Source organism: Aquimarina agarilytica ZC1 (assembly GCF_000255455.1).
GTDB classification, from domain to species: domain Bacteria; phylum Bacteroidota; class Bacteroidia; order Flavobacteriales; family Flavobacteriaceae; genus Aquimarina; species Aquimarina agarilytica.
This window is the reverse complement of sequence record NZ_JH621271.1, coordinates 27485-45959: the sequence shown is the minus strand read 5'-3', so window position 1 is coordinate 45959 and position 18475 is coordinate 27485. Positions and strand designations below refer to the sequence as shown.

The window sequence follows — 18475 nt, the reverse complement described above, 5'->3', positions numbered from 1 at the left end:
TGTAAAAAGTCATTATAATTTAGTTTAATTCTTTTTTTAGGAATTTAGCAGTGTGGCTTTTTTTAACCTTACTAATTGCTTCAGGAGTCCCTTTTGCAATAATGCTACCTCCGCCTTTTCCACCTTCGGGACCCACATCAATAATATAGTCTGCTAGTTTAATAACATCCATGTTGTGTTCAATTATTAGTACCGTATTTCCTTTGTCAACTAAATTGTTTAGGACTTCCATGAGTACACGTACATCTTCAAAATGCAATCCTGTAGTAGGTTCATCCAATATGTAAAAGGTGTTCCCTGTATCTCTCTTAGAGAGTTCGGAAGCTAATTTTATACGCTGTGCCTCACCACCTGATAGCGTAGTGGATTGTTGCCCTAAAGTAATGTAGCCTAGGCCAACATCCTTAATTGTTTTTAGTTTGCGATAAATTTTAGGAATAGGTTCAAAAAAGTTTACGGCTTCATTAATTGTCATATTTAATACATCGGAAATTGATTTTCCTTTGTATCTAATTTCAAGTGTTTCTCTATTAAATCTTTTTCCTTGACAAGTTTCACATTCTACATAAACATCAGGTAAAAAATTCATTTCTATTACACGCAATCCACCACCACCACAGGTTTCGCAACGTCCTCCTTTTACGTTGAAGCTAAAACGACCAGGTTTGTAACCTCTAATCATGGCCTCGGGTGTCATGGCAAAAAGACTTCTTATTTCTGAAAACACTCCTGTGTAAGTAGCAGGATTAGATCGGGGGGTACGTCCAATTGGGGATTGATTAATATCAATTACTTTATCTAAATTTTCTAAGCCGACTATTTTTTTGTAGGGCATAGGTTCCATTTTCCCATTAAAATAATGGTTATTTAAAATGGGATAAAGAGTTTCGTTAATCAAGGTAGATTTCCCACTACCAGAAACACCAGTAACAACAATCATTTGACCTAATGGTAATTCAATGGATACATTTTTTAGGTTGTTTCCAGTAGCACCAGTTAGTTTTAAAGTTTTATTATTTCCCTTTCTTCGTGTGTTAGGGATAGCAATTTCTTTCTTCCCACTAAGGTAATCTGCCGTTAATGTATTATGTGTGTTAAGTTCATTTGGAGGCCCTTCGCTAATAATTTCTCCTCCAAAACGACCTGCTTTTGGTCCAATATCAATGACATGATCGGCTTGTTCAATCATATCTTTATCGTGTTCCACTACAATTATTGAGTTTCCTATGTTTCGTAATTGTATTAAAGATTGGATTAATTTTTCGTTATCACGTTGATGTAAACCAATACTAGGCTCATCTAAAATATAGAGCACACCTACTAACTGCGAGCCTATTTGTGTAGCTAAACGAATACGTTGAGCCTCACCTCCAGAGAGTGATTTACTACTCCTGTTAAGCGATAAATAGGTTAATCCGACATCGACTAAAAATTGTATTCGAGTTGAAATTTCTTTAATAATCTCACTGGCAATTTGCTGTTGTTTTTTAGTAATATGTTTAGGAAGCTCATCAAACCATTTTTTAAGTTCAACAATATCCATTTGGGCTAATTCAGCAATATTTTTTTCGTTTAATTTAAAGTTTAGTGCTTCTTTTTGTAAGCGAGATCCATGACATGAACTACAATTTACATGATCCATATACTCTTTAGCCCATCTTTTTAATGAGGTAGAATCACTATTGTCATAAGTACTTTGAATAAAATTAGCTACTCCTTCAAAATCAATACTATAGCTTCGTTTTACTCCGAGTTCTTTACTGTTAACAGTAAATTTTTCTTTACCTCCATGTAAAATAATTTCTAAAGCTTCTTTAGGAATTTTACTAATTGGATCCATTAACGCAAAATTAAATCGCATAGCGATAAGTTCCAATTGCTTAAAAATCCAATTATTTTTTTGAGGGCCTTGAGGAGCTAAACCACCATTTTTTATTGATATGGCAGGGTCGGGAATTATTTTTTCTAAATTAACTTCATATAAATTTCCAATGCCGTTACATTTAGGACAAGCTCCTTTTGGGGAATTGAATGAAAAATTATTAGGCTCCGGATTTGGATAAGAAATCCCAGAAGAAGGGCACATTAAGTTTCGACTAAAAAAACGTCCTTTTTGACTTTTATGTTCCACAACCATAAGGATATCATTACCATGATACATAGCTGTTTTTATACTTTCAGATAGTCTTTTTTGGGTGTCTTCTTCCGTTGAAACTTGAAGCCGATCAACAACAATTTCTATGTCATGTGTTTTATATCGGTCTAATTTCATGCCTTTCACAATATCAATAATTTCACCATCGGCACGCACTTTAACAAATCCTTGTTTGGCAATTTGTTCAAATAACTCTCGGTAATGCCCTTTACGAGAACGGACAACAGGAGCTACTATATTGATACGCTTTCCATTAAATTTTTCGGTGATTAATTCTTGTATTTGTTCATCAGAATAACTGACCATTTTTTCACCAGTTTCATAACTAAAAGCATCACTGGCACGCGCGAATAATAAACGTAAAAAGTCATAAATTTCGGTAATAGTACCTACGGTACTTCGGGGACTTTTACTGGTCGTTTTTTGTTCAATGGCAATCACTGGTGAAAGTCCATCAATTTTATCCACATCTGGGCGTTCCAAACCACCTAAAAATTGACGTGCATAGGCAGAAAATGTTTCAATATACCGTCGTTGTCCTTCGGCATAAATGGTGTCAAAGGCCAATGATGATTTTCCTGAACCAGATAAGCCGGTAATAACCACTAGTTTATCTCTAGGAATTACAACATCAATATTTTTTAAGTTATGGGCACGTGCTCCTTGAACGTGAATGGTGTTTTCGCTTGTATTCATAGTCGTGCTAAAGATAGCTAATTCCAGTTGTAATTTGAAGTAAGTGTTGTGAATGCAATCTTAAAAATTCGATTAGCATGCTATGAATACTTATTCAAATAACCTTATTAAAAAAATAATTGTATGCATTATAAAATTGTAGTAAACTTATAGTTAGAATTTTAATAGAAATAATACATATGATTTTAGGAATAGGTTCGCGTATAAAACATGAAAAATACGGAGTTGGAGTAGTTACTAATGTTTCTGCAAAATATTACTGGGTAACTTTTATTGATAATGGGTTGGAAACTATTGAAGTGGATGATGATTTTGAGGTTATTGAAGCTGTAGAAGGAGAAGTGGATACGGTTAGTTTTTATGAAATTGAAGATATTTTTAAGAAGTTATTACATAAATATAGTGATATCTCAGAAATTGTTCCCATTGCAGATAAATGGAAGGGAGGTACTATTGAATTACAACCGAAAGACAGTAGTTTGACTTCAAAAGAGATTCCAATTGATACTTTTTTCCATAAAATAGTAATGGTGCGTGATCGTATTAGAGTAATGGAGCAAAAAATAAATAGCTCAAAAGTGTTGGAAGAACAAGATAAAATTGACTTACAGCAATACATAAGTCGCATTTACGGAAGTTTAACCACTTTTAATGTATTGTTTAAAAATAATGACCAGAATTTTAAAGGTACTGGAGGGAAATAAAAAGAAAACACCACATATTTCTTCAAGATATGGCTACCAACAAGGAAGGTTATCTTGAAGAAATAAAACTACCATTATGGATTAGAACTTCATTATGAGTGTTGAGCTTTTTAATAAGGAATAGATTTTTAAAGTATAATTTTGGTTAAATAGTTGGGAATAATTTAAATACATTTTCTTTATACGATTTGCTGATAGGGATCTTGGTGTTTTTTACAAATAGAGTATTTCCTTCATAGCCATCAATACAGTTTATATTTACAATATAACTCCTGTGGGTGCGTAAAAATAATTCTTTTGGGAGCTGCTCTTCAATTTTTTTCATTACTATAGAATAGATAAATTTTTCATTACTAGTGAACAGTGTGGAGTAATTATTGTCAGCTTGAATGTATAAAATATCATCTAGCCAAACACGTTTAAATTGATGGTTTTTCTTTAAAAATAAGCAGTCTTTTATTTGCAATACTTGGTTTTCAGAGACTTCAAATTTTTGTTCTTTTAATAGTTCTTTTTGTGGAGATTTTTTTGAAAAATTCATTAGGGCTAACTCAATAGCTATTTGAACTTGCCTGTCATTAAAAGGCTTTAACATATAGGCATGTGGTTGGACTTTTTTGGCCCTTTCTACTACACCTTTATCTGCGTTTGATGATAAAAAGATAAATGGAATATTATATTTTTCTTTAACAATTTCTGCTAATTCAATACCATCTTTATTTCCTTTGATCATAATATCCATGAGTAAGATATCAATATCAGGGTTTTCATCAATTAACTCTAAAGCACTGTTTGCTGTCATGGCAAAGCCCACAACTTCGTAGTCCATATCAGTGAGCCTTTGGATAATATCATGGGCTAATAATACTTCATCTTCGACGACTAAAATTTTAATTTTGGATGTATTGTTATTCATAGTTGGGGGAGAGTTTATTGATCTGTGTTGTTGTAAAAGTAGTATTTAAAAAACTTTGTTACTTTAAAAGTACTATAGAAATTTCTTACACAAGGTACTTGAAAATTCTTAGTAATAAAAAAGAAGGGCATGTAATCCGTTAAAAATTCTTATTTTGCCATGCTGGAATTATACCATAGTTTTTATTTACGAATAAACTAATTTGAATTCGTTTTTACTAGTTGATTAGCCAAAAAAATATAGAATTGACTAGTAATTTATTTGGTAAATAAAAAAAGGTGTCAATAATTGAAGAATAGTGAAAGTTTGTATTGCCGAAAAGCCTAGTGTTGCCAGAGAAATTGCTGCTGTTTTAGGAGCAAATATTAAAAATGATGGTTATTATGAAGGTAATGGCTATGCTGTTACTTACACTTTTGGACATTTATGTACCTTATTTGAACCTAATGATTATAAGCCTTACTGGAAAAGTTGGGATTTGAATAATTTACCGATGTTACCTGAAAAGTTTATGACAAAGGTGGTTGATAATGATGGAATTAAAAAACAATTTACTATTGTAAAGAAATTATTTGATAAGGCTGATGTTATTATAAATTGTGGGGATGCAGGACAAGAAGGAGAATTGATACAACGCTGGGTAATCAATCAAGCTGAATATAAAGGTGAAGTACAACGATTATGGATATCATCCTTAACAACCGAAGCAATTAAAGAAGGTTTTCAAAATTTAAAATCGGCAGCCGATTATGATAATTTGTATTATGCTGGTTTTTCAAGAGCCATAGGGGATTGGCTTTTGGGAATGAATGCTACACGTTTGTATACGCTAAAACATGGGGGATATAAACAAGTGTTATCTGTTGGACGTGTACAAACTCCGACTTTGGCTATGCTTGTGCAGCGTTATAAAGAAATAGAAAATTTTAAACCCACACCTTATTGGGAATTACAGACCAAGTACAGAGATACGCTTTTTAGTTATGAAGAAGGACGTTTTTTTAAAAAGGAAGAAGGTCAAATTTTAGCAGATAAGGTACAGGCACATGATTTTGAAATAGTCTCTATTACCAAAAAGAAAGGGAACGAATATGCTCCAAAGCTATTTGATTTGACAGGATTACAAGTATATTGCAATACAAAGTTTGGTTTTTCTGCCGATGAGACTTTAAAAATTGTTCAAAAATTATACGAACAAAAAGTAGTCACTTACCCAAGAGTAGATACTACATTTTTACCTAATGATATATACCCAAAGGTGCCCGGGATTTTAGAAAAACTGACGAATTATAGTGAGTTCATCCAACCACTTTTAGGAAAAAAGATAAAAAAATCAGCGCGTGTTTTTAATGATAAAAAAGTAACAGATCACCATGCAATTATTCCAACTGGAATTCAAATGAATTTACAGTACAATCAGCAACAAGTATATGATATTATTGTTAAGCGTTTTATTGCTGTGTTTTATGAGGATTGTAAAGTAGCAAATACCAATGTTGTTGGAAAAGTGTTAGATGTTAATTTTAAAACTTCGGGCAAAGAAATTTTAGAAAAAGGTTGGCGGGTTGTTTTTGAAGCTCCAAAGAGTAATAACCAAGTTAATACAGTTGAAGATAAAGAGTCTTCTAAAAAGAAAACCAAAGAGGTAAAATTGCTTCCTACTTTTGTCAAAGGTGAAAAAGGCCCTCACGAGCCTTCTTTTTTGGAAAAGGAAACGAAACCTCCTAATCAATACACAGAGGCTTCCTTATTAAGAGCCATGGAAACAGCAGGAAAGCAAGTGAATGATGATGAAATGCGAGAGTTGATGAAGGAAAATGGTATTGGAAGACCTTCGACTCGAGCAAATATTATTGAAACTTTATTTAGACGTAAATACATAGAACGCCGTAAAAAACAAGTGTTACCGACCACCATAGGGATACAATTGATTGATATCATTCAAAATAAATTATTAAAGTCTGCAGCGCTTACAGGTTCATGGGAAAAGCAGTTAAAGGAAATCGAGAAAGGGAATTATAGTGCAGGGAGTTTTATAAAAAATATGAAACAGATGGTGGATCATTTGGTGTATGAGGTACGAAGTGAAAAGCTAAAAGCTAATATTTCTTATGCTACAGCCACTCCTACAAAGGTAAAAAAAGTACCTAAAAAAAATGATGGTATTACTATTGAAGACTGTCCTAAATGTAAACAGGGCAAATTACTGAAAGGAAAAACAGGTTATGGATGTGGTAATTATAAATCGGGTTGTCGTTTTGTATTGCCTTTTGTTTTTAATGATAAAAAAATTTCGGAAAAACAATACATACGTTTACTTAAAAAAGGATCTACAGTAAATTTACAGGGGTTTAAAGTTTTAGAAAATAAAGTAGAGGGTTTACTCCGATTTGATACAGATTTTAATTTGGTTTTAGAAGAAAAAAAAATAGGAGCAACTAAAATCAATGAGGCCACATGTCCAAAATGTAAGCAAGGTACCATTATAAAAGGGCGTACGGCTTATGGGTGTAGTAATTATAAATCAGGTTGCGATTTTAGACGTAGTTTTTAAGGTTGATTATAATGAAATTTACAGATTAAGGGATATACTTTAGTGGGGTTAGTGTTTACCCTAAAAAATTCTTTAATAAATAATAAAAAACGGGTAATTCTTCAACTATTATAGTAGCTTTTCCTCTCATTCCTTTTTTGACCTTGTTATGAAGTTTTTTTTGATCTTTGATTTTAATATTTACTAGATAATTACCAGTCTCTTTTGAACTTAGACTTATATTGTTAATTATTCCTTTCATAGTACCATAATATAAAAAAGGAAAACTATCGTATTTTAATATGACAGGTAAACCTTTTTTTAATTCTCCTATTTGAAAAGAATTAGCTTCACATACTATGTGATATTGTTGTTCATTAGTTATAAGTTTCCATACAAATTCACCTGACGATATTTGAGTTTCATTAGTGTTTATATAACTAATGATTCCATTATTAGAGCTACTTATTATTAATCCTTTATTGGAAACAATATTACTTCCATAATTAAACTTTAATTGTTTAATTATATCAGTTTTTCTTTTTTTCAATAAAAAATGTTTATCAACTCTAGTTAAAGAATCTAAATTAATTTTCCCTTCTAATTCTGTTATTAAGTTCTTTTGATTAGCAATTTGCTCATTAATTAGAGCCATTTCAGTTTGGTAACGTTGTTCAGAATTAAGTTGTTCATATTGAACTTTTTTTAAATTGTTTGTTTTTACATCTAGGTCTCTTTCAGCTATTACATCTTTTTTAAATAAAATTTGATTTCTTTTAAAATCTTTTTTTACAATTTCAAGTTGATCTTCTAGAATACTTTTTTCTGTTTTAAATCTTAGTTCTATATTATTTTTATGAATTTGTAACTTTTTTTTTTCTGTATGGGCATTTTTCATTTTTAATTTTAAGTAGCTCGAGGTTTTCTTGTAAAGTTCTAATTCCGATTCATTAAATTTTATTTCATCAGATTCAATTACAGCTAGTTTTTCTATAAAATTTATGATTTTTTCAGATGTTATAGTAACAATCGGCGTACCTGCTTCTATATTTTTTCCAATCTCTACATGTCTTTCAAGAATAAATACTTTGTCTGGATATTGACCTATTGACTCCTTTATGCCTCCTTTTAAATTAAATAGTAAATTTACTTCTTTAGGGATATTGATTGTAAAACCAAGGATGATAATCAATATGAACATAAATAAACCATAATAAAAAAGTTTTTTGTTTTTATTATTGTTATTGGCTAAAAAAGGTTCATCATATTCAAAGTAAATATCTTGATACTGATGTGGTTCTAATTCATTTTCATTAGTCATATCTAAAAATTTAAGTAAGTCTCTATAAATTCTTTATAGATTCCTTCATTTTCCATTAATTGATTATGCTTGCCTTTTTCAACAATAGTTTTTTGATCCATTATTACAATCATATCAGAAGATTTTAATGTATGAATTCTATGAGCTATTGATATTATAGTCTTACCTTTAAATTTATCTTTAATGTTTTTTAAAATTATTTTTTCTGTTGAAATATCTAAAGCACTACTAGCTTCGTCTAAAATGATAATTTCTGGATTTGAAATAAATAACCTAGCAAATGCAATTTTTAGTTGTTGCCCACCAGATAATTTTATTCCATTTTGACCAATTTTAATATTATAGCCTAGATATTGGTTTTTAATAAAATCATGTATTTCAGCTAATTTAGCAGCTTCAACGATTTCTTCTGTTGTTGCACTAGGATTTCCATAAAGAATATTTTCTCTAATAGTTCCATCAAAAAGAAAAATGTCCTGAGGTATAACAGCAACTTTTTTTCTATAATCTGACATAGATATATTTTTTATAGAAATATTATTAATCTTAATTTCACCAGAGTAATTATTGTATAATCTTGTTAAAATTTTGATAAGTGTTGATTTTCCAGAACCGTTTCTTCCGATGATTCCTACGTGATACCCATATGGTATTTCTAAATTTATATTTTCTAAAATAAATTGTTCTTCATTAGATTTGTATCTAAAAAACATATCATTAATAAAAATAGATGGTTCTGCAGGCATTGGCTTTATAGCATCAGTTAAATCTTCTATCTCTTGAAGTAAAATATCATTTATTTTTTGAAAAGAGACAGATAATTCAGTAAAAAGAAAGCTTAGGCTAGATGCATTTTTTAAACTATTAATAAGTATTGTGAAAATAGTTACAAAAGCTATATATTGACCTAAAGATAGTTTGTCGTCAAAAGTATAATATGCACCTAACCAATATATAGATGCTTGACTGATAAAAAAGAATCCACTTATAATAGTCGATAATTTTATGTGCTTATTTTCAGTTTCTAATACTTTATTAAGGTTTTTTGTGTATTGATTTTTCCAACTTCTATATTTAATATGTTCAATTCCTAGTAAACGTACAGATTCTATACCTAATAGAGTGTCTAAAAATTCTCCCATAGTTTTAACATTTTCACTAAAAATTTGATCTTCAAGATTTTTAAGTTTAGGGAAAAAACTAACAGTTATAATGGTATAAAATATTACATAAATAAAAGTTATGAAACCTAAATAAATATTATAAGAAAATAAAATAGATAAATAAATAATTGAAAAAGAAACATCTATTAAAGATTCAAGAATATTTGGATTTAATATATTCCGTATTTTCATATTTTCCTGGAAACGATTTATGAAATCCTCTCGTTTGTGTCTATCAAAATAAGATTGTTTTAATTTAATAAAGTGATAAAAAAGCGCATTGAAAAATGACCTTTCAAAAATTACTTTGAATTTAACTAAAAGTATATTTCTATGATATGATAAAACGATTTGAGTTATAAAAACTAAAAGCATACCTACCAGAATAGCATACAATAATTTGAAGTTTTCGTTTACTAATACTTGGTCAATAATGCCTTGAGTAAAAAAAGGTAAAGCTAATCCTAATAGTTGTAATATAATTGAAGTAAAAAATACACTTACAATTATTTTTTTTGAGTTGAAAAAAAGATTTCCATAAAATTTTCTTATAATTTTTTTTTCATTCTTTTTTAATATTCTAATTTCTTCAGAAAATTTATTTTTTTTAAATAAATTTTTTGTTGGTTTTAGCATTAAAATAATACCATTCCATTTATTTTCAAATTCTTCTTTTTAAAGTTTATATTTCCCTACAGCAGGATCTGCTATCCAAACTATATTATTTTTTATTTTATAGATAACTACAAAATGATTACCGTCGTAATGAGCAATACATGGTAGAATTACGTCTTTAAAAAAATCATATTTTATTTTGTATCCGTCTGATTCAAAACCAAAACTTTCAGCTAACTGACTAATTGTATATAAATCAGTTCCTGCTAAGTTTACTTCAGCTTTTTCACTTAAAAAATTTCTAATATTTGTATATCCATAATACTTAAAAATCATTGCGAGACATGTTGTTCCGCACTCCATCATACCTGCTTGTTTGATAAATGGAAATAATAATGGTTTCTTTTTCAATAAAATAATTTTTTTGTTTCAATCAATTGCTAAGGCTTTTGACTCGTCATTTACAAAATGGAAAGGATATTTTTATCTTTATGTGGTGGTTTATTAACCATAAAATTTTCATATGTTAACTTTTTTAATTTTTTGAGAGTTTTGGTATTTAAAATTATAAACTTATTAAATCATTTAACACTTAAATACTAACAATTTTATAAAAGTAGTATATCCATTTTATTTAAATGAATATGATATTACGTTTTTAAATATTTTGTATTTCTGAAAATTATTAATAGATTCACAAATGTCAAATTAATAAAAATTATATAAAGATGAAGTTATCACAAAATCAATTAGAAACAACGGAAAAATTATCACAAAATAATCAATTTAAAACAGCGGAAAAGTTATCACAAAATCAATTAAAAACAATACTAGGAGGTCCTTATTTAGATATCCATCCAAAATAATCACTGTGTGATTTATACACCTTAGATAGTTTGATATTTTTTAAATTGTTTGAGGCGCATTCAGAATACTCAAAACCCTTGTAAATACGAGGGTTTTGTCGTAAATTAATGTAAATAAAAACCCCGAAAACAGCTATAATGAGCTAAAAACGGGGTTTTACTTATCGTTAATTATGAAAATACAAAGAATTAGTGACTTTCAGCACGAATTTTCGTTTTTATCTGCACAAGAAAATTTATCTTCCTTTTATACCCGCTTTTTAGAAAGTGATTTGGGAAAAATCTATGTATCTATTCCTTGGGATTCTCTTGTAGAAAGTTTACAAATAAAAGAAAAACCTTCAGGTTCAAAAATGTTATTTAGTCCAAGGGGAAGAATAGCTTTAATGCTTCTAAAGCATTATGCTTGTTGTTCAGATCAAAAACTAATAGAACAACTCAATGGCAATATTGATTATCAATTTTTCTGTGATATTCATTTAGGTTTTAATCGGTTGACTAATTTTAAAATAGTAAGTCAGATTCGTTGTGAACTGGCAAGAAAACTAGATATAGATTCGATAGAAAAAGAGTTGTTTGCTCACTGGAAACCCTATATAAATAACAAAGATCAAGTTACAGTAGACGCGACTTGTTATGAGAGTGAAGTTCGTTACCCAAGCCCTCAAAAATTACTCTGGGAAGCAGTGGATTGGTTGTATACCCAGCTCAAAGAAAACTGCAAAGCTATAGGAGTAAAAATGATACGTTCCAAATATATCAAATGGAAAAAGCGCTATATTGGATTTAGTAAAATGCGCCGTAAAACCAAAAAGAAGCGTCAACCACTAACAAGGGGCTTATTACATTTACTAAATAAGCTTTTGGATTTTGAAAATCTACTTCGTAAAAATTATGAGCTAACCTATAGTGTTGCTTATTATCGAAGAGTAGCTACGATCAAAAAAGTACTTGAGCAACAACAAGCTTACTTTAAAACAGGCATATCTCCTAAAAATAGAATTGTTAGTATTGCCAAAGATTACCTCAGACCAATTGTAAGAGGAAAAGAAGTAAAACCCGTTGAATTTGGTGCTAAGGTCAATAAACTTCAAATTGATGGTATCAATTTTATAGAGCATTTAAGTTTTAATGCTTTTAATGAAGGTACGCGCTTACAAAGCACCGTATATAAAGCACAGTCACTCACAAAAACAAAACTTAAAGTATTAGGAGCAGATGCAATATATGCAACAAATAAAAACCGAAATTTTGTTACAAAACATGATATCAAAACAGACTTTAAACGAAAAGGCAAGCTTCCTAAAAACCACAAAGACGAAAAGAAGTTAAAAGCTTTAATAACAAAAGAAAGAGCCACTCGATTAGAAGGGAGCTTTGGAAAAGAAAAAGAATATTACCATCTCAAAAAAATAAAGGCAAAAACAAAAGCTACAGAAAAACTCTGGATATTTTTTGGAATACACACAGCAAATGCTTTAGAAATAGGTAGAAGAATCCAGAATAGTCAAGTTAATCTGGCTGCCTAAATTTAGAAAAAAATAAGAGCTCTTGGGATAACTACGCCCTGTCGGTATTGAAATCAATATTTTTAGACTAAAATGACCTAAAAAACAAAAATCCAAAACTTGAATTTATCAAATTTTGGATTTTTTATGTATAATTTTTGAGAATCAGGCTATTCTCTGAATGCGCCAAAAAAGAAGGAAGGGGTGGTAGTTAACCTACCTTAACGTCCATTTTCCAATGCGTGCCATTGTCAATGGTTTTTTGAATACTACCATCCAATTGGTGTATTAGTGAATTAATAATTTTTAATCCTAAAGAGTTTGTTTTTTTGGAAGCATCACTGTCTTTAAAACCAATGCCGTTATCGCTAATTTGAATAGAAAGACGTTTTTCTCCAGCTGGCTGAATGTGCACTTTTAATGCGGGGGCTGTAATTTCTGCGTATGCATATTTTAAAGCATTAATAACAATTTCATTTACAATAAGCGCTAAGGGAATAGCAGCATCAATATTGACATTTACATCAGCAATGTCAAATTCGGGTTCAAAATTAGCATCAAACCCATGAAAAAGACCTAAAATTAATTCCGAAATATATTCTTTTACATGAATACGTGTATCCACACCTTCTTGATATAATTTTCGGTGCACCAATGATAAGGCCTCAACACGTTGCCTACCAGTAATAATAGCTTCTTGTGCAGGGTGACCCGATAATTTGTTGCTTTGTAAATTTAGTAAGCTCGATATCATTTGTAAATTGTTTTTTACCCGATGATTAAGCTCTCGGAGTAATAATGCTTTTTCTTGTTCTCTTTTGCTAATTACTTCTTTTTGTTGAGCTAGTAATTTGTTAGATCGTTTTGCTTTTAGATTCCCTCTGTAGAGTAAATAGGAGAGTAGGATGAGTAAAGAAAGTCCAAAAATTAAAGAAAGCATCCATTTTTTCTGACTTTTATTAATGGTATTTAATAAACTAATTTCTGTTTCGCGTTTATCAATTTCATAACTCGCTTTAAGTTGTTCTAATTTTTTAATATTGTCCTTATTTACTAAACTGTCTTGATAAATTTGAAATAGTTTTTGATATTTTAAGGCTTTAGGGAATTGTTCAGTTTCTTCATAAAGTTCAGCCAGCATTTTGCTAAAATTTCTAATTTCATCTTTTAAACTATTCTTTTTAGCCATTTGATAAGCTTCGATTAACTTTTTTTCGGCTATATCTTTTTTGTTTTCTTTTAGGTATGCTTGACCTAAAGCAGCAATGTAAGTCGATGTGGAATAGGGATCGTTTAATTTTGATAAAATAGCAATAGCTTCATTTAAGTTTTTTTTAGCATCAATAATTTTGTTTTCGGCGATATAAACCATTCCTAAGTTTCCTAATATATAACCCTGAAAACCATCGGGGACATTAACAGTTGAGTTTTTTAATAGGCTTTTTTCTATATAAATTTTGGCGCTATCTAATTGGCCAAGTTCTCTGTAGGCCTCTCCTAAATTGAGCGTTAAAACGACGTTACTAATTTCGTTTTTAATATTAGTGTATTTTATAGCTTTTTTAAAATAGGCTATAGCTGCCAAATAATCTTTATCATACGCATAACTTGTAGCTATATGACTATAACATGTAGCTTGCTCATCTCTTATTTTTAGTTTTTTGAATATTTTTAAAGCTTTTAAAGAGGCACTAATAGATAAATTATTAAAGCCTAATTGTCTTTGAAGTATACTAATTTCTATTAATGATCTAGCTTGTAAATTAGGGGATTTTATTTCTTCAGCTAGTTTCAATGACTTTTTTGCTGAGTTAAGCGCAATTTGAATATTAGGATGATATGTAACAATATCTAATAAAATTGAAGCTCGTTCTTGTTTGGATAAGTTGTTTGATTTTAAAATAGTTAGTAAACTATCAGCTTTTTTCTGTTGCGCAGACAAAAGAAAAAAGCTGAATAGTAATAAAAAGGTGTATGTACTATTTTTTTTCAAAGATTATCAATATTATCTTTTGGATTTTAGATTAAAGTAGGGATCAACACTAAAACAGTAAGTTATTCCATTTATGGCTAAGTTAAAAATAACGGTAAAGGAAAAAAAGGAATTTACTAATTCTCCTTGTGTTTCTGTGTTGATATGAATAGCGCAATTTGTATCATTAATAGCCGTAATACATAATTGCCTATTGCTTACTTCAATGTTGGAAGCCGAACAGTTAAAAACTTCGTCGTAAATTTTGTTAAATGCCGTATCTGGTAATGTGACATCATTTTTACCTACATTATCTAAAAGGATACAAGCCAATTTTGGTGTTGGTCCAGAACCATTATTGCTAACAGAAAATTTTATCGTTTTTTCATTTTCTGGAATTTTTGTGATACAAGGTGTTGATGCAAAGCTATCAGCTTTAATTGGTTTGTCGAATGAACCACAGCCTAAATTACAGTTTTGCATAACGGCTATTAGGTTATTGGTATCAATTTGAATGTTAATCATGATGATTATTGTTTTTGGTTAGTGTAAAGATTGTGTTAGTTACTTTTTAGTTTATAAAGTTAATGAAAAATGATTGATTGCTTTTTATTTTAAATCTATTTTAAAGAGATAATTAAATTGGTCTCAGGAATAGTAAAAACTATGCACTTTAGTGCTTTTAGCTTCTAAAAATAGGACAAAGAGCTCTTGGCAGTTAGTTTTTGGCTCTTGGCTTTTTATATATTTATCAAATTTCTATTGCTAATTGCTAAGAGCAAAAATGGATGTTTAAAAAGATGGTGACTTTCAGTGATAACCAAAACTATGGTGCTTTCAGTCCATAATGGTTCATTGTTTGAAATATTTTATGTATTTATTTGATTTATTCACTAAAAAAAAAGTTGCATTCACTCATTTGAGTGCAGTTTTACTCAAAAGATATTAGATATTTGAAGTAATAAAATTAACCAACTATAAAAACAAATCTTGATTTTGTGTATTAAAAATGATTACAATATTATGATGAAGAATATTTAATATGTAATTGTTTATGAGTCAAATGTCAGTTCCGATATGAGATGGAATAAAATAATTTGAGTAATTTTTAGAAGGGATTTAGAAGAAATACTAAAAGTGCTTTACAGCTATTATTTATTTGGGGGATAAGTTAATAGAATTATTTTATATATGTATTTCATATTCGGAATTGATATTTTTATGGCATTAATGTTACTTATAATATTTTTTTATAACACTACTTACAGGTTTTAATTGAGGTGTAAATTGAGTGTTTTTGTGCTGAGTAGGGGTTAAATGCCATTTCCATAAAAAACCACCAGCAATCCATTTTTTATTCCAAAAGTTATAGTACAAAGATTGATAAGCGTTTTTTTGAGCTATGGCATTATAAACTTCAGAACCATCAGTTTTCCAATGCCCTGCTGTTGAGTAATCAGCGCTCTTATATCCATATTCGGTAAATAAAATAGGTTTTTTATAGATGTTAGTAAGTGCTTTTAATTCATTACGTATAGGAATCCATGATTTATTGAGTTCATCAACTGTTGGTGTTTTCTCTTTGGAAAGAGGAAAATAAATATCAATTCCAATATAATCTAATTCATTCCAAAAACTAACATTTTGATAGTTATCCCAATTGGCTGCATAAGTGAGTTTACCCTTATAAATTTCTTTTATTTTTTGGATTAAAGTACACCAAAATTGAGGGCGCTCTTTAATTACTTGTCTAAATTCGGTGGCAATGCAAAATAATTCCACATGGTGTTGTTGCGCAATTTTAGCATAAGCCAAAGCATAGTTTGTGTATTGTTCTTCAAAAATAAGCCATTCAGCAGTTGATTTTAAATTATAATCACCAGCCCAGCCATCACCTTTTACCCAAATGTGAGGCTTAAGCATAACTTTTAAATTTTCATTTTTGGCGTATTTAATTAATTGTTGCGTACCTTCAAATTTTTCACCCCACCATTGAAAATTAGTATTAAAATATACTTCGGGTTGGTGTCCATTAGTAAAAGCATAAGGAATTATTGAAACCCAATTGGCATTAATTTGTTTAACGCTAGCTACAGTTTTTTGAGAAACAAATGATGGAGGAGAAACTAAATTTGCTCCGTTAATATTATTGTTTTTTTTGAATAATGCTTGCGCATAAGAGTAGTTTGTAATACCAAATAGTATTAGAAAGTAAAATAGCGCTGTGAATTTGAGATTATTCAGAAACATTCCAAGTCTTGATTTCGGTCATAGGAAAGGGAATCATATCTATGATTTTTTTAGTATGTGCTAATTTTATGCCTGTAGTTGATGTTTTCCAATTTTCCCAAGTGGCAGGCAAGCCTTTAATGGGGATAATGGAAACCCACATTTTATATTTTGTTGGAATAAAATCATCATTAACAAACCATTGGTAAGTATCTCCAGGAGTAGAACCTCCACTTTTGTAGGTAATGATTAAGGATGCATTTTCAGTTGAGGTGGGAGGGACATACATGCGTTCAACATTTTTATCAAATAATTTAAAAGGAGCCACCAACCAAAAAGAATCATTATTAAATAATTTTTCGGCTTTATCAATTAGCGTTCTTTTTTCTTTACTTGATAGATTTGTAGGGCTTTTTATAATACTTTTATTAGGAGAATCTTGATTAAAAACCAATCGATTGTTTTTCCAACTGATATCAACGCTTCGGTGTTGTTTATCCCATACGTATTTAGTTCCTTTAGCCTTCCAACTAATAAAATTGGTTTTTTTATAGGCTTCATAGTTTAAGGCACTCGCTATTTTTTGAGCTAAATTTTCAGCTTTTATTCCTTTAGAGCTTTTAGGTATAGGAGTATTGTATTTAATATATGCACTAAAAAAAACAGCTACTATAATTATAAAAATTGTAGCAGCTGTAATTAATATAAGGTTTAAAATTCTTTTCATTTTAATTGATTGTAATAATCTAGTGAAGCGGTTAATAATTCTTCGGATACTTCGCAATTAAATTTAGCGTCACCTATTTTATTTAAAAGTACAAATAAAACTTTTCCGCCTACATTTTTTTTATCAAATATTAATAGGTCAATAATTGCTTGGTAATCGGACTTATCAATAACTGTTTTAGGGTAAATACTTAAAAATACATTACCAATTTCGGTAAGTGCTGTTTCTGTAAAGCCTAATAATTCTTTTGCTAAAAAAGCTTCTGTAATCATACCAATAGCAATAGCCTCACCATGCAAAAGAGTTGTTTTGCTAGGGTGTGTTAAAAAGTAAGATTCTATAGCATGACCTAAGGTGTGTCCAAAGTTGAGGTATTTTCGAATATTTTGTTCGGTAGGATCAACCAAAACGATATCATTTTTAATCACCACAGATTCATGGATTAATGTATCTAAATCATTTGTAGTAAGTTCTGTAATTTTTGAAAGACGTTCCCAATAATTAGCGTCTTTAATTAATCCATGTTTAAGCATTTCAGCAAAACCACTTCTTAATTCAGTTCCGGGTAAAGTTTCAAGGTATGAGGTATCTACCAAAACCATTTCAGATTCACTTATAACACCTACCATATTTTTTAAATTACCTAAATCTACTCCGGTTTTACCTCCGACTGAGGCATCAACCATAGCCAATAGGGTAGTGGGGATGTTTATATATGAAATGCCTCTTTTAAAAGTACAGGCAACAAATCCACCAAGATCGGTAACTACACCTCCTCCAAGGTTAATTAGCAAACTTTTTCGATCGGCACCAAGTTCCGAAAGTACATTCCAAACACCACTACATGTTTCAATGTTTTTGTTAATTTCACCCGCTTCAATTTCAATAATTTCCATGGGAATTTCAACTTCCAAATTACCCATTAATTTGGATAAACAATTTTCATGAGTATTACTATCCACTAAAACAAATACACTACTATGATTTGATTTAGCTAAATAGTCATTTAACTGCTTGTAAGCTTCGGTATTAAAATAAACAATGGAATCTTTTGATTTTATGGCTTGCAT

The 18475-nt window shown here is 29.9% G+C and carries 14 protein-coding genes; 4 read left to right on the top strand and 10 right to left on the bottom strand.

Annotated elements, in window-relative coordinates; all coding sequences use genetic code 11:
* Positions 1–19: 19 nt before the first annotated feature.
* Positions 20–2851, bottom strand: coding sequence for an excinuclease ABC subunit UvrA (gene uvrA, locus KQA_RS0213215; RefSeq protein WP_010181879.1), 2832 nt, complete (start codon positions 2849–2851; stop codon positions 20–22).
* 179 nt (positions 2852–3030) lie between these two features.
* On the opposite strand from uvrA, the gene KQA_RS0213210 reads away from it, so the two are divergent.
* Positions 3031–3555 carry a hypothetical protein gene (locus tag KQA_RS0213210; RefSeq protein WP_010181878.1) on the top strand — a complete coding sequence of 175 codons (525 nt, stop codon included), beginning with the start codon at positions 3031–3033 and terminating at the stop codon, positions 3553–3555.
* Between the two features lie 145 nt (positions 3556–3700).
* Here KQA_RS0213210 and KQA_RS0213205 read toward each other — a convergent pair whose 3' ends face one another.
* Positions 3701–4471 (bottom strand): LytR/AlgR family response regulator transcription factor, encoded by a 771-nt coding sequence (locus KQA_RS0213205; protein WP_010181877.1) that lies wholly within the window; start codon positions 4469–4471, stop codon positions 3701–3703.
* A 298-nt stretch (positions 4472–4769) separates the two neighbouring features.
* On the opposite strand from KQA_RS0213205, the gene KQA_RS0213200 reads away from it, so the two are divergent.
* The gene (locus KQA_RS0213200; protein WP_010181876.1) at positions 4770–7025 is read left to right on the top strand and encodes a DNA topoisomerase 3; all 2256 of its coding nucleotides are present in this window, start codon (positions 4770–4772) and stop codon (positions 7023–7025) included.
* Between the two features lie 55 nt (positions 7026–7080).
* Here the strand turns inward: KQA_RS0213200 and KQA_RS0213195 are convergent, their stop codons facing one another.
* The 3 genes from KQA_RS0213195 to KQA_RS0213185 are packed head-to-tail and all read right to left on the bottom strand — an operon-like array spanning position 7081 to position 10514.
* The gene (locus KQA_RS0213195) at positions 7081–8325 is read right to left on the bottom strand and encodes an HlyD family efflux transporter periplasmic adaptor subunit (RefSeq protein ID WP_010181875.1); all 1245 of its coding nucleotides are present in this window, start codon (positions 8323–8325) and stop codon (positions 7081–7083) included.
* Positions 8326–8327: 2 nt separating this feature from the next.
* A complete protein-coding gene (locus KQA_RS0213190; protein WP_010181874.1) occupies positions 8328–10124 on the bottom strand; it encodes a peptidase domain-containing ABC transporter in 1797 nt (598 codons plus the stop codon).
* A gap of 39 nt (positions 10125–10163) precedes the next feature.
* Positions 10164–10514: a cysteine peptidase family C39 domain-containing protein gene (locus tag KQA_RS0213185; protein WP_010181873.1), complete on the bottom strand. Its 351-nt coding sequence runs from the start codon at positions 10512–10514 to the stop codon at positions 10164–10166.
* Positions 10515–10831: 317 nt separating this feature from the next.
* Here KQA_RS0213185 and KQA_RS20335 point away from each other — a divergent pair, with 317 nt between their 5' ends.
* Together KQA_RS20335 and KQA_RS0213175 are read left to right on the top strand one after the other, a co-directional pair.
* Complete coding sequence (locus KQA_RS20335; protein WP_157366701.1) at positions 10832–10969, top strand: hypothetical protein; 138 nt, start codon at positions 10832–10834, stop codon at positions 10967–10969.
* Between the two features lie 173 nt (positions 10970–11142).
* Positions 11143–12498 (top strand): transposase, encoded by a 1356-nt coding sequence (locus KQA_RS0213175; protein WP_010181872.1) that lies wholly within the window; start codon positions 11143–11145, stop codon positions 12496–12498.
* A gap of 190 nt (positions 12499–12688) precedes the next feature.
* On the opposite strand, the gene KQA_RS0213170 is transcribed toward KQA_RS0213175, so the two are convergent.
* The 5 genes from KQA_RS0213170 to aroB all read right to left on the bottom strand — a co-directional run bounded on the left by KQA_RS0213170 (position 12689) and on the right by aroB (position 18475).
* A complete protein-coding gene (locus tag KQA_RS0213170) occupies positions 12689–14470 on the bottom strand; it encodes a tetratricopeptide repeat-containing sensor histidine kinase (protein WP_010181871.1) in 1782 nt (593 codons plus the stop codon).
* Positions 14471–14482: 12 nt separating this feature from the next.
* The gene (locus tag KQA_RS0213165) at positions 14483–14974 is read right to left on the bottom strand and encodes a hypothetical protein (RefSeq protein WP_010181870.1); all 492 of its coding nucleotides are present in this window, start codon (positions 14972–14974) and stop codon (positions 14483–14485) included.
* A 708-nt stretch (positions 14975–15682) separates the two neighbouring features.
* Complete coding sequence (locus KQA_RS0213160; RefSeq protein WP_010181869.1) at positions 15683–16699, bottom strand: glycoside hydrolase family 113; 1017 nt, start codon at positions 16697–16699, stop codon at positions 15683–15685.
* Complete coding sequence (locus KQA_RS0213155) at positions 16686–17405, bottom strand: hypothetical protein (protein WP_010181868.1); 720 nt, start codon at positions 17403–17405, stop codon at positions 16686–16688. Before KQA_RS0213155 ends, KQA_RS0213160 begins: the two co-directional genes overlap by 14 nt.
* Positions 17402–18475 (bottom strand): 3-dehydroquinate synthase, encoded by a 1074-nt coding sequence (gene aroB, locus KQA_RS0213150; protein ID WP_010181867.1) that lies wholly within the window; start codon positions 18473–18475, stop codon positions 17402–17404. Before aroB ends, KQA_RS0213155 begins: the two co-directional genes overlap by 4 nt.